14 protein-coding genes are annotated in these 12703 nt (G+C 40.4%); 1 reads left to right on the top strand and 13 read right to left on the bottom strand.

The window, feature by feature from the left end; genetic code table 11:
* Position 1: 1 nt before the first annotated feature.
* From pdxJ to FTU64_RS03455, 10 genes are all read right to left on the bottom strand, one after another.
* Entirely contained in the window at positions 2-727 is a 726-nt protein-coding gene (gene pdxJ, locus FTU64_RS03410) for a pyridoxine 5'-phosphate synthase (RefSeq protein ID WP_180059226.1), read from the bottom strand.
* Between the two features lie 9 nt (positions 728-736).
* Positions 737-1453 carry a DNA repair protein RecO gene (recO, locus tag FTU64_RS03415; RefSeq protein WP_180059271.1) on the bottom strand — a complete coding sequence of 239 codons (717 nt, stop codon included), beginning with the start codon at positions 1451-1453 and terminating at the stop codon, positions 737-739.
* Positions 1454-1461: 8 nt separating this feature from the next.
* On the bottom strand, positions 1462-1656 hold the full coding sequence (locus FTU64_RS03420) for an NF038104 family lipoprotein (RefSeq protein WP_078192000.1): 195 nt from the start codon (positions 1654-1656) through the stop codon (positions 1462-1464).
* Between the two features lie 31 nt (positions 1657-1687).
* Positions 1688-2716, bottom strand: coding sequence for a GTPase Era (era, locus tag FTU64_RS03425; RefSeq protein WP_067765139.1), 1029 nt, complete (start codon positions 2714-2716; stop codon positions 1688-1690).
* Positions 2716-3414 (bottom strand): ribonuclease III, encoded by a 699-nt coding sequence (gene rnc, locus FTU64_RS03430; RefSeq protein ID WP_111883979.1) that lies wholly within the window; start codon positions 3412-3414, stop codon positions 2716-2718. The genes era and rnc overlap by 1 nt, the downstream gene beginning before the upstream one ends.
* Complete coding sequence (locus tag FTU64_RS03435; protein WP_168378031.1) at positions 3386-3757, bottom strand: DUF4845 domain-containing protein; 372 nt, start codon at positions 3755-3757, stop codon at positions 3386-3388. Before FTU64_RS03435 ends, rnc begins: the two co-directional genes overlap by 29 nt.
* Before the next feature lie 20 nt (positions 3758-3777).
* Complete coding sequence (lepB, locus tag FTU64_RS03440; protein ID WP_168378032.1) at positions 3778-4605, bottom strand: signal peptidase I; 828 nt, start codon at positions 4603-4605, stop codon at positions 3778-3780.
* A 21-nt stretch (positions 4606-4626) separates the two neighbouring features.
* Positions 4627-6444: a translation elongation factor 4 gene (gene lepA, locus FTU64_RS03445; RefSeq protein ID WP_168378033.1), complete on the bottom strand. Its 1818-nt coding sequence runs from the start codon at positions 6442-6444 to the stop codon at positions 4627-4629.
* A gap of 195 nt (positions 6445-6639) precedes the next feature.
* On the bottom strand, positions 6640-7089 hold the full coding sequence (locus tag FTU64_RS03450; RefSeq protein WP_078190331.1) for a thioesterase family protein: 450 nt from the start codon (positions 7087-7089) through the stop codon (positions 6640-6642).
* Between the two features lie 119 nt (positions 7090-7208).
* Entirely contained in the window at positions 7209-8591 is a 1383-nt protein-coding gene (locus FTU64_RS03455; protein ID WP_180054972.1) for a Do family serine endopeptidase, read from the bottom strand.
* A gap of 228 nt (positions 8592-8819) precedes the next feature.
* Here FTU64_RS03455 and nadB point away from each other — a divergent pair, with 228 nt between their 5' ends.
* Positions 8820-10466, top strand: a complete 1647-nt coding sequence (nadB, locus tag FTU64_RS03460; protein ID WP_180054970.1) for an L-aspartate oxidase — start codon at positions 8820-8822, stop codon at positions 10464-10466.
* Positions 10467-10546: 80 nt separating this feature from the next.
* On the opposite strand, the gene FTU64_RS03465 is transcribed toward nadB, so the two are convergent.
* The 3 genes from FTU64_RS03465 to mltG form a co-directional block, all read right to left on the bottom strand.
* On the bottom strand, positions 10547-10966 hold the full coding sequence (locus tag FTU64_RS03465; RefSeq protein WP_180003387.1) for a PaaI family thioesterase: 420 nt from the start codon (positions 10964-10966) through the stop codon (positions 10547-10549).
* A 68-nt stretch (positions 10967-11034) separates the two neighbouring features.
* Positions 11035-11640, bottom strand: a complete 606-nt coding sequence (tmk, locus tag FTU64_RS03470) for a dTMP kinase (protein WP_180040130.1) — start codon at positions 11638-11640, stop codon at positions 11035-11037.
* Between the two features lie 9 nt (positions 11641-11649).
* Positions 11650-12702 (bottom strand): endolytic transglycosylase MltG, encoded by a 1053-nt coding sequence (mltG, locus tag FTU64_RS03475; protein WP_180059227.1) that lies wholly within the window; start codon positions 12700-12702, stop codon positions 11650-11652.
* Position 12703: the final 1 nt, after the last annotated feature.

Raw genomic sequence — 12703 nt, forward strand, 5'->3', positions numbered from 1 at the left:
ATTAACGTGCGGCTTTAATCGCAGCTTTCATTTGTTTTACAGACTGTGCCAATCCAATAAACACTGCATCAGCAATAATCGAGTGACCAATATTTAGTTCATGAATTTGCGCAATGCGCGCAATCGGAGTGACATTGTCAAGATTTAAGCCATGGCCAGCATTCACAATCAAACCTTTAGATGCGGCATATTCAGCACCTTGAATAATACGTTCCAGCTCTACCTTCTGCGCTTCAGGTGTTTCAGCATCTGCATATGCACCTGTATGCAACTCAATCGTAGGCGCACCACAGGCAATCGCTGCATCAATTTGAGCAAAGTCAGCATCAATAAATAATGAAACTTCGCAACCAATCGCCGCGAGTGCTTGAGTCGCGTTTTTCACATCTTCAAAATGCCCAACCACATCTAGACCGCCTTCAGTCGTGACTTCTTCACGCTTTTCAGGAACAAAGCATACATGATGCGGCTGAATCTCTTTGGCAAATTCAACCATTTCATTGGTCACTGCCATTTCAAGGTTCATATGGGTTTTTAATACAGAACGCATACGACGTACATCATCATCTTTAATATGGCGACGATCTTCACGTAAATGCAGCGTAATCCCTTCCGCCCCCGCTTGCTCACAAATAATTGCGGTATTCACAGGATCTGGATAAGTTGTCCCACGTGCATTTCGTAGTGTTGCCACATGGTCAATATTTACACCAAGCAAAGCTGCCATAATTCTTTCCTAATGACGTTGAGTTTGAGAATTCTGTATCCACAATTGACGACTTTTTAATGGACGATCGCCAAGCAAGGAAGTAATCATTTGTCGGTACAACTTAGACAGTAATTGTAACTGTTCAGGATTAAATTCCCCACCTTTTTCATAATCACACATACTTAAAATATGTTGACCTGACAATGTAGCACGTGAGGCTTTAATGACAGGTTGAAAACCTTCGTTTAAATGAAATTGATAATTTTCATGAGGCTGAATTTGCTGTTGATTTGCATCAGTTGAAAAATCCAACGCAAAACCCAACTCTTCAAGCAGTACATACTCAAATTGTCTAAGGATTTGCCGTAAGAATAGATCAGGGTGGGCCTGGACAGACATGCATTGAAGTTTTTCCAAGGTGTGTGCATATTGAGCAAATGTCTCAGGCATCTCAACCTCTAACGGACATAGCCTCAATAAAACTTCATTTAGATAAAATCCTGAAAAAAAAGCATCACCAAAAAAGAAAATCGGTTGATTTACAATTTCGAGTTTACTAAAGTTTTTAAGTTCGGACTTACCAGATGCTTGCAAGCAAATTGGTTGATACTGGGGAGGTGGCGTTTGCCTGAGAATACCATCAATTCGACCATGCTCCTGAGTAAACAAGTGCACAATATGACTTTTTTCACGATATTTACGATGGTGAATTAAATAACCATGCAGTATCTCATTACGCATGATTTGAAATATTAATCCTTGTCTTTCTTTTTCTTGTCGTCTTCATCTTCATCCCCATCTGGAATGACTGCACCCACAACTGCAGCAGTACCTTTAACCACGCCTTTTGTGGTTTTATAAGCCACTTTGACAGGAACAGTAACGATTTTATGAATACACCCTTGTAGAAACAAAACACATGCCACTACAGCTAATACTTTCATCATTACTCTTCCCTCAAAGTTTGTTATTTAACGATTAGATATCGCTATAACCCAAGCTTTTCAACGCACGTTCATCATCAGACCAACCACCTTTGACTTTCACCCAAAGTGTCAGCATGATTTTTTGCTCGAACATTTTTTCCATATCCACACGTGCATCCATACCGATTTTCTTCAGTTTGGCACCCTTCTCACCAATCACAATAGCCTTCTGACCAGAGCGATCGACAAAAATCGTCGCATCAATATAGGTACACGCCGCTTTAGGACGACCAGTTTTTGGATTAACTGTTGCTTCTTCTGTTTTAAACGACTCAATTTGAACGGTTAGATCATAAGGAAGCTCTTCCCCCAATTGACGCATGATTTTTTCACGAATAATTTCAGAGGCAAGGAAGCGCTCTGAACGATCCGTTAATTGCTCAAGTGAATACAGTGGTGGTTGGAATGGTAAATATTTCTCAATCGTGCTGCGCAAATGATCTAAATTTGCACCACGTAATGCTGATACAGGAACAATTTCTGCAAAATTCATTAATTTTGCACGCTCTTGTATCAATGGTAATGCATGGTTTTTATTCTCTAGTGTATCAATTTTATTGATCACAAGAATCACTGGCATATCGGCATTTTTTAGCTTTTCTAACACTAAATCATCATTCTGTGTCCATTTGTCTGCATCAATCACAAACAAAACTAAGTTCACATCACGAAGTGCAGAATGTGCCGCACGGTTCATCATTTTATTAATGGCACGGACTTCTTTTTTGTGCATCCCCGGGGTATCTACAAATACCGCTTGAGATTTTTCGCGTGAGTCAATACCCACAATTTTATGACGTGTGGTCTGTGGTTTACGAGAGGTAATGGAAAGTTTTTGACCCAAAATATGGTTCATCAACGTTGATTTACCCACGTTTGGACGACCAACAATCGCCACAAACCCACTTTTAAAATCGGCTGGAATTTCAGTGCCTTGTGCACTAAAGAACTGACTAATTAAATCGTTACTGTCGCCTTGCGACTCGTGATCAGCATCTACGTGATCGGAATGAGTAGTCATTAAGACTTTTTCTCCAAAATTTCTAAGATTTCTGCCGCTACAGCTTGTTCAGCAAAGCGACGGCTTGAACCTTCACCGTATTTAACAGGGAGCCCTTCGACTGTACATTCAACTTTAAAATGTTGGTTTGGAGCATCACCCTGAATATCTACAACCTCGTAAACCGGGAGAGGTTTTTTACGTGCTTGTAAATACTCTTGCAAACGTGATTTAGGATCTTTCAGTTGATCAGTTGGTTCAATATGATCTAAATATGGCACATACCATTTAAGAACAATCGGTTCCAGAATTTTTAAATCCTGACAATCGACATAGATTGCACCAATGATCGATTCAACGGTATCCGCAAGTATAGACTCACGATGATGACCGCCAGATTTCAACTCACCTGTACTCAAGATTAATTCTTGACTGAGTTTTAAGTCATTGGCAATTTTACCTAACGCTTCCTGACGAACCAGTGTCGCACGCATACGCGTTAGACGCCCTTCATTTTCATGCGGGTAGGCATGGTACAGATAATTGGCAATTATCATACCCAATAATGAATCGCCCAGATATTCTAGGCGTTCATAATTGTATTTATGGCTCACCGATCGGTGGGTCAAGGCCAGTTGTAACAATTCAGGTTGTTTAAACTGATAACCGATACGACTTGCTAAACGAGCTTCATTTAGCTTGGACTGAGCTTTGATCAAAACTTTTCTCGAACTTCAACACAATATCAATATTCAATAAGAAAGGTTTTCTTATTTCATAATCTGTTTTCACTTGTAGACCATCTACATTAGTGACTTGAGCAATATCTTTAAAATTTAAATCACGTACACCATTCATATCTAAACGCTGTGACATTTGTGACTCAAACTTACTCGGAGCAATATTTTTAGGACTGCTCTTCATCAATTCTTCAATTTCATTGTTGACGAGACGATCGTCAACATACGGTCCCCAAACCGCAATTAATGCTTTTGCTAAAAAAGCAAAACCAATAATAGCAATTAAAATTGCTATATAAGACGTTCCCCGCTGATGTCTCATTTTATTTTCCTGATGTAAGACTAATCAATACTGCCATTACGACTAAATGAAGGCAGTTTTAAACCAGGTTCCTTATGCATCCACTTGTAAAAAGCACGTCCAGTCAGGTTTTCTTCAGGCACAAAGCCCCAAAAACGACTGTCCGCACTTTGATCGCGATTATCCCCCATCGCGAAATAGTGACCTTCAGGAACCTTAACTTCCCAATATAAACCATTTTCTGTTGAATATTTACCATTTTCAACATAGTTGATAAATGGCGCTTGGCGCGCAACATTGACACCTTCAAGCTCACGCATGGTAAACGTATGCTTACCCATGGTTTCTTTATGATAAATCGATGTAGGTGTGTCGAGTTGATCTTTTTCACGGCTAAATTCCACAGGAACTTTTGCCACTTTCTGACCATTCACACTCAGTTGACCATGATCATAAATAATATGATCCCCTGGTAAACCAACCACACGTTTAATATAGCTAATGGTTGGTTGTGGTGGATAACGGAATACAATGACATCTCCACGTTCAGGCTCACCAACATCAATAATTTTTTTATTAATAATAGGTAATCGTACGCCATACTGATATTTATTCACCACAATAAAATCACCTGTCTCTAAAGTTGGAACCATAGAGTCTGATGGAATATTAAATGGCTCATATAAGAATGAACGCATCACCAAAACTATCGCTAGAATCGGCCAGAAGTCATAAGCCCACGCGATAACGACGTTTTCATTCCCTTTACCTTTGGTCTGCCGTTGTTTCCAGACAAACTTATCCAACAGCCAAATTAGGAAAAAAATGACTGTGGCAGGAACAAGGATCAAATTAAAGTCAAAATCCATGAGCTCATAAACCTCTATTTATTATCTTTCTACTTTCAATACCGCAAGGAACGCTTCTTGTGGGATTTCAACACTACCCACTTGCTTCATACGTTTCTTACCTTCTTTTTGTTTCGCAAGAAGTTTCTTCTTACGTGACACGTCACCACCATAACATTTTGCCAATACGTTTTTACGCATCGCTTTTACAGTTGAACGTGCAATGATTTGCGCACCAATTGCTGCTTGAATAGCCACATCAAACATTTGACGTGGAATCAAATCTTTCATTTTTTCAACTAGAGCAATACCACGATGACGAGCATCTTGGCGGTGACAAATCATGGCCAAGGCATCAACCTTCTCACCATTAATTAGCACATCTACCTTAACCAAAGATGAACTCTCAAAACGGACAAAGCTATAGTCAAGCGATGCAAAGCCACGTGAACATGATTTCAACTTATCAAAGAAATCCATTACCACTTCAGCCATTGGAATTTCAAACGTAATGGCCACTTGGTTCGCCATGAACTTCATATTCTTTTGAACGCCGCGACGTTCAACACATAAAGTCATCACATTACCCAAGTATTCTTGCGGTACTAAAATGTGACATTCAGCAATTGGCTCACGTAAGTCTTCAACTGTTGAACCATCCGGCATTTTAGAAGGACTATCGATATAAATGGTTTGACCATTTTTCATCACCGCTTCATAAATTACGGTTGGTGCTGAAGAAATCAGGTCCAGATCATACTCACGTTCTAAACGTTCTTGTACAATTTCCATGTGCAGCATACCCAAGAAGCCACAACGGAAGCCAAAACCAAGTGCATCTGAACTTTCAGGTTCAAAGAACAACGCTGAGTCATTAATTTGCAGTTTGTGCAGCGCCTCACGGAACGGTTCAAATTCACTTGAATCGATTGGGAATAAACCTGCATAGACCTGTGGTTTCACTTTTTTGAAACCCGGTAAGCTTTCAACTTCTGGTGTAGTTGCCAAGGTAATCGTATCACCAACTGGAGCACCAAAAATATCTTTAATACCCGCGATCACGAAACCAACTTCACCTGCTTCGAGCATGTCCGTTTCTGTGTGTTTCGGATTAAAAATACCTACTGAAGTAATGATGTGCGTTTGACCTGTTGATTTCATCAACATTTTATCGCCTTTACGCACACGACCTTCTTTAATACGAACTAAAGAAACCACGCCCAAATAGTTGTCGAACCAAGAGTCAACAATTAAGGCTTGTAATGGTGCATTACGATCGCCTTCGGGTGCAGGAATAACATTTACCAGTGTTTCAAGCACCCCTTCAATGCCTAGACCGGTTTTAGCTGAACATGTAGGTGCTTCAGTCGCTTCGATACCAATAATGTCTTCAATTTCTTGAATAACACGCTCTGGCTCTGCTTGCGGCAAATCAATTTTATTTAAAACAGGTAGGACTTCTAAACCTTGTTCAATTGCGGTATAGCAATTCGCTACAGATTGTGCTTCTACCCCTTGTGCAGCATCGACAACCAATAGTGCACCTTCACACGCAGCCAATGAACGTGAAACTTCATAAGAAAAGTCAACGTGCCCCGGTGTGTCAATGAAGTTGAGTTGGTATTCTTCACCATTAGGATGGGTGTAATACAAAGTCACTGACGCAGCTTTAATCGTAATACCACGCTCACGTTCCAATTCCATAGAATCTAGAACCTGCGCCTGCATTTCACGATCTTGCAAACCACCACAAGTTTGAATAAATCGGTCGGCAAGGGTCGACTTACCATGGTCGATATGCGCAATGATCGAGAAGTTACGAATGTTTTTTATATCAACAGATTTTTTAGCTTGCGCCATGGGCTACCTTGGAAAAATAAAAGCGCTATACATGCAATTCTTTATGCATAGCAAAAGCCGAATAGAAATTGCCGAGGATTATAGCAGATGGATTTTTCAAAGTATCGAAAATAATGCATTGCTTTTATGCAAGTCATTCATCCTACATGGAGAACTTGGCTAGTCTTGGTTTGAAATTTTGCGATAAAATCAAACTCAAAGATCATAAGCACTAAAATCCAGCGGATTTAGGCTATCCGCAATAGGTTGATACGCTTGGGTAAAGGTTGGCGACATGCGTTTTGGACGACCTGTGGCAATTTCAATGCATGCCCACTGCGTATTGCCTGTAAATAATATCGCTTTGTCTTTAGGTCGATAAAATACATACTGACGAAATGAATACAACGCATTGATATCATTGAGCCACGTTCGCAGAATAATCTCTTCACCTTCAACTGCTGCTTTGCGATATTGCACATGATGCTCAACAGCAACCATGGCATGCTTCAATTCAATATATTCTTTTAAACCTAAACCCAAGGCTTCAATATGTGCTGTCGCGACATCTTGCATCCAACTGACGTACACCACGTTATTCACATGATTTAATGTGTCGATATGTTCAGCTTGAACTGTAATTTTTAAATCAAAGATATCGCTCATAGCGTCCTGCAAATTTTAAAATATGCTCCACAGTCTACCCATTTTTATCTAAGGGTGAATTGCAAAAACGCTAAAGTTAAAAAACCACTCGCTTGGAGTGGTTTTCATTTAGTAAATCATTATTGAATGCGCATGCCCACAATCGCACGTTGCCCCTGACGAATCAAAGAAACACGTGCAATGCTGCCATTTTTCAATTCTGAAATAACTTTCACAAAATCTTCTGCATTATTCACAGCTTTATTATTAACTTGAGTCACAACGTCACCCGGCTGAATTCGCGCCTGTGAAGCTATACCTCCTGCACGTACATCTTGAATTAAGACACCGCCTTTTAGACTCAGTTGTTTTAATTCATCTGCAGTTAAATTACGAATTGACACCCCAATCACCGGGCCTTTTTTCACAGGTGCAATTTCAGCTTTTGCAGGCGTATCATCTGGTGCAGTGATCAAGGTTGCTGAAATGTTTTGGCGTTTATCATCACGTAATACTTCAAGCTGAATACTTTGATTAGGACCTGTACGATTGAGATAATTCAGCAGTTCGCCTGTACGTGAAATTGGTGTGCCATTAAATTTCAAAATGACATCACCCACTTTAAAGCCAGCTTTTGCAGCAGGTGAATTTGGTGCAACTTGAGTAATCAAAGAGCCTTCTGGTTTTGAAAGGTTATAAGACTCTGCAAGATTACGATCGATATCTTGTAGCATGACGCCTAAATAAGCACGTGTTACCTTGCCGTTTTTCTTTAATTGGTCTGCAACATCCATTGCAACATCAATGGGAATCGAGAACGATAACCCCATATAACCGCCTGTACCACTAAAGATACGAGAATTTACCCCGACTACTTCACCAGACTGATTAAATAATGGACCACCAGAATTACCCGGGTTCAATGCCACGTCGGTTTGAATGAATGGAACCGAGGTTTCTCCCATCATATTACGCATTTTAGCACTAACGATTCCTGCCGAAGCTGAATAGTCAAAGCCAAATGGTGAACCAATGGCCAACACTGGCTCACCTACACGTAAACGGTCAACATTGCCTGTGCGTAGCTCAGGAAAATTTGAACCTTTGACCTTTAACAAAGCCACGTCAGTCCGCTCATCACTACCCACAACTGTGGCATCAATTTCACGGCGGTCATTCAGCACGATGGTGACTTTCGAGGCATCTTCTACCACATGGTGATTGGTTAACAGATAACCATCTTTACTAATAAAGAATGCGCTTCCATAACCGGTCTTTTCTTGCGGCATTTTTTGCTGCGGAATAACCACCTGATTACCGAAAAAGCGTCGTAATATTTCTGGGACTTGTTGCTGCAAAAGCTCTTCTTGACTAAGCTTTTTAACCACATTCACGCTTACGACAGCTGGGCTGACTTGTTCAACCAAATTGGAAAAATCAACAGGACCCGCTGCCTGAGTCTGCACGCTAGCAACCGTAAACACAGCTGCATAGAGTCCCTTTTGTAAATACGATTTATTCATTGTTAGCATTCACTCAATTGTGCTTATCATTTGAAATACGTTAGTTTTTATCACAATGCAAGTCTAAGCTTCGTAATAAAATGTTTGATGATTATTTATGATAAACAATCTTAAACATTCCTTAAATATTACAGATCTATGAATATTTTTCATTATTTAGTTAATTTATAGTCATTGCGTTTTTAGGCAAAAACAGTTGTGATGATCGGACATTTTTAAAATTAGCTGATGGACATGTCTAATTTAAACACGACACATCAATTTGATGTGATTATTGTGGGAAGTGGCGGTGCAGGCCTAAGTTTAGCCCTATCGTTACCAGATCATTTTAATATTGCTGTTTTAGCTAAATCGACGCTGACGGATGCCAGTACATATTATGCCCAAGGTGGTGTTGCTGCCGTCCTCGATAAAACAGATTCTATTGAACAACATATCAATGACACCATGATTGCCGGTGCGCATTTATGTGAAATGGCAGCGGTAAAACAAACCGTTGAAGGTGGTAAATCTTCTGTCGATTTTCTACTGAATCAGGGTGTGCAATTTACTTTAGACGACCAAGAACAGTTACATCTGACACGTGAAGGTGGTCACTCTCACCGGCGGATTATCCATGCAGCAGATGCCACAGGTCGTGCTATTTCCACAACATTGGTTGAACGTGCGCAAGAAAAAGCCAATATTCATATTTTTGAAAATTTTATTGCAATCGATTTAATCACCGCACAAAAATTAAATCCTGAAGCTGAAAACCGTGCTCTCGGTCTATATGCTTTAGATGAAAAAACCGAAAAAGTACATACCTTTTTAGCACCGTTCACTGCCCTTGCCTGTGGTGGTGCCATGAAGGCATATTTATATACATCAAATCCCGACATTGCGACGGGTGATGGTATTGCCATGGCGTATCGTGCAGGCTGCCGTGTTGCCAATATGGAGTTTAACCAATTCCATCCAACCTGTTTATATCATCCTCAAGCTCGCTCTTTCTTAATTACCGAAGCGATGCGTGGCGAAGGTGCCTATTTACGTCTTCCAGATGGTGAACGCTTTATGCTGCGCTTTGATGAGCGTGCCGAATTAGCACCACGCGATATCGTAGCGCGCGCTATTGATTATGAAATCAAACGTCTAGGAATCCGTCATGTTTGGCTTGATATCACCCATAAACCTGCAGAATTTGTCAAAGAACATTTCCCAACATTGTATGAACGCTTAATGGAACTCGGTATTGATATTACCAAAGAAATGATTCCGGTGGTTCCGGCAGCACACTACACCTGTGGTGGCGTTGTGGTTGATGAAAACAGTCAGACCGATATTCCAGGCCTATATGCCATTGGAGAAACCTCTTATACCGGCCTACATGGTGCAAACCGTATGGCCAGTAACTCCTTACTTGAATGTTTCGTCTATGGTATGAGTGCTTCAACACATATCACAGCACAACATCAAGGGACTTATCAGGCGCCTCATGTCCCAGAATGGGATGACTCGCAAGTGACTAACCCTGATGAAGATGTAGTGATTTTGCAAAATTGGGACGAGCTTCGCCAAACCATGTGGAACTACGTGGGCATTGTCAGAACGACCAAGCGGCTTCAACGAGCGCTCCATCGTATTGAAATGCTTAATCGTGAAATTACCGAGTATTACCAAGACTACCAAGTCAGTAAAAATCTGATTGAACTACGTAACTTGGTACTGGTATCAGAAATGATTGTGCGCTGTGCAATGGAACGTAAAGAATCTCGTGGTCTGCATTTCACTTTAGACTATCCTGAACAAGCAGCAGAATTACGAAAAACAGTCCTAACTCCACCCAATTTCCAAGTGGAATGTCCATTGGTGAATACAGAACTGGTTTCTTAAACATCTAAAATGTCTAAAAACCATAAAAAGCCGAATATAAATTCGGCTTTTTATTTGAATCAGCAAATGCAATTGAGCCTTTATATTCGTTTTGGTGGAATAGAATAACTCCCTGTTATATGTGCAACAGGCTCATCCACACCTGCTGAATACACCAACACCTCACCATAAATTATACTTTTGCCCACTTTCAGCAATCGACACTCGCCTATTAAATCTTGATTGGCTTCGGGTTTTCTTAAAAAATTAATATTCATATTGGTCGTGACCGCCAGTCCTACAATTCCGATCTCCCCCAATATAGCCACATATAGCGCAAAGTCCGCCAAAGTCATCATAGTCGGGCCTGAAACAGTATTGCCAGGCCGCAAATCTTTTTCAGTCACATGCCAAATTAAAGTGGCAGCCTTTTCACCAACTTCAACGATAGTGCAATGCTTTAAGCTTGGCGCAAATTCAGTCTTAAGGAAATTGATAATCTCCTGTTTTGTAGCATGCATAAAAAATCATCCATAACTTTTGCTATGGATGATTTTTAAATCAATTGCCTAACAAATACTATGGCATTTTAGATCTGCTGTAGATGCGATAATGCCTGTTGGAAAACATGCTCAGGTGTTTGGGTTGCGTCAAGGCGTTTCATTCGTTCAGGGTGCGTTTGATGAATCTCAGCAAAACCTGATCTTACTTTCTCAAAGAAAGTTGCTTTCTCTTGTTCAAAACGGTCTAAAGCACCACGCTCTCTTGCTCTTAACATTCCTGTTTCAATCGGTGCATCAAGCCAAAAAGTAATATCAGGTATACGCGCAACAAAACTTGCATTTAAGACATTGAGCTTGTCACGATCTAAACCACGTCCTGCACATTGATAAGCAAAACTCGAATCGGCAAAACGATCACATAAAACGATTTTACCTTCTGCCAATGCAGGTAAAATCACGCGCGCCAAATGCTGTGCGCGTGCAGCATACATAAGTAACAACTCTGTATCATCACTCATTGCTTCATCATGATTGACGGCCAAAAGTAATGCACGAATTTGTTCAGCCATAGGTGTACCACCCGGCTCACGTGTAAGTACGACATTTTTACCCAAATTTTGGAAATGATCATGTAATTTACGAATGAGTGTAGTTTTACCCACACCTTCCGTGCCTTCAAAGCTAATAAACATGCTCACTCCTTAGTTTTTCGCACGAATTACAGATAAATATTCTTGTACCGCGCGGTTATGGTCTTGCAAATTACTGCTAAATTTATGGCCGCCATTTCCTGTTGCAACAAAATATATATTGTTAGATGAATCAGGATGCATCGCGGCTTCAATTGCTTTTTGACTCGGCAAAGCAATCGGTGTTGGTGGTAAACCATTAATCGTGTAAGTGTTATAGGCTGTTGGTGTACGTAAGTCCTGACGCGTAATATTACCGTTGTACTTATCGCCCATACCGTAAATCACAGTTGGATCTGTTTGCAAACGCATCCCTTGTTTGAGACGACGCACAAATACACCAGACACTTGTTCAAGCTCACTATCAATACTGGTTTCTTTTTCAATAATCGACGCCATAATCAGGGCTTCATATTTATCTTTATACGGTAAATTTTGAGCTCGATTAGTCCAAGCCTGATCTAAGGCTTTGATTTGTCGGTTATACAAATCCTTCAAAATTTTTCGATCAGATTCGCCTTTTGCAAAGAAATACGTATTTGGTGCAAATAATCCTTCTGGGTGTGAATACGGAATACCGAGTTCTTTTAAGATTTGTGCATACGGTAAATGACTGATGTCATGCGTCACCAAAGGATCATTTTTTAACGCGTCTATCAGTTGCTTAAATGTCGTCCCTTCGATCACTAAAATTCGATTCATTTGCGCATTTTCAGAGTTAGAAATCAGTTTCATGACTTCACGTACGCTCATGCCTTCATGGATTTCATACACACCAGCTTTCAGGGTGTCATTGATCATGAACTTTTGGTACAACTTTAAAATAATAGGAAAATGAACTTGTTTCTCTTTGGAAAGTCGGTCAATAAAACCTGAATAGGTATCCCCTGCACCAATCGCCAACATTTGCTTTTTGCCTTCCACGGGATAGGCTTTAAATAAACTCGACCACAGTAAAATCGCCACAAGTACAACGATGCCAAGTAGCACAACCAAACATGCTTTAAATGGAAAACCTGCTTTGGCAGATTTTTTCTTATTTGTTTTTTTAGACGCGGTGGACATA

The sequence above is a fragment of the Acinetobacter sp. YH12128 genome, assembly GCF_013418655.1.
Lineage (GTDB): Bacteria > Pseudomonadota > Gammaproteobacteria > Pseudomonadales > Moraxellaceae > Acinetobacter > Acinetobacter amyesii.

Bases quoted from the DNA above. Each gene is read 5' to 3' on its own strand.
- tmk (WP_180040130.1), bottom strand. From the start codon at position 11,640: ATGTTTATTAGCTTTGAAGGCACGGAAGGTGTGGGTAAAACTACACTC.
- FTU64_RS03455 (WP_180054972.1), bottom strand. From the start codon at position 8,591: ATGAATAAATCGTATTTACAAAAGGGACTCTATGCAGCTGTGTTTACG.
- FTU64_RS03420 (WP_078192000.1), bottom strand. From the start codon at position 1,656: ATGATGAAAGTATTAGCTGTAGTGGCATGTGTTTTGTTTCTACAAGGG.
- pdxJ (WP_180059226.1), bottom strand. From the start codon at position 727: ATGGCAGCTTTGCTTGGTGTAAATATTGACCATGTGGCAACACTACGA.
- FTU64_RS03435 (WP_168378031.1), bottom strand. From the start codon at position 3,757: ATGAGACATCAGCGGGGAACGTCTTATATAGCAATTTTAATTGCTATT.
- FTU64_RS03465 (WP_180003387.1), bottom strand. From the start codon at position 10,966: ATGCATGCTACAAAACAGGAGATTATCAATTTCCTTAAGACTGAATTT.
- FTU64_RS03450 (WP_078190331.1), bottom strand. From the start codon at position 7,089: ATGAGCGATATCTTTGATTTAAAAATTACAGTTCAAGCTGAACATATC.
- nadB (WP_180054970.1), top strand. From the start codon at position 8,820: ATGGACATGTCTAATTTAAACACGACACATCAATTTGATGTGATTATT.
- era (WP_067765139.1), bottom strand. From the start codon at position 2,716: ATGACTACTCATTCCGATCACGTAGATGCTGATCACGAGTCGCAAGGC.
- lepB (WP_168378032.1), bottom strand. From the start codon at position 4,605: ATGGATTTTGACTTTAATTTGATCCTTGTTCCTGCCACAGTCATTTTT.
- lepA (WP_168378033.1), bottom strand. From the start codon at position 6,444: ATGGCGCAAGCTAAAAAATCTGTTGATATAAAAAACATTCGTAACTTC.
- mltG (WP_180059227.1), bottom strand. From the start codon at position 12,702: ATGTCCACCGCGTCTAAAAAAACAAATAAGAAAAAATCTGCCAAAGCA.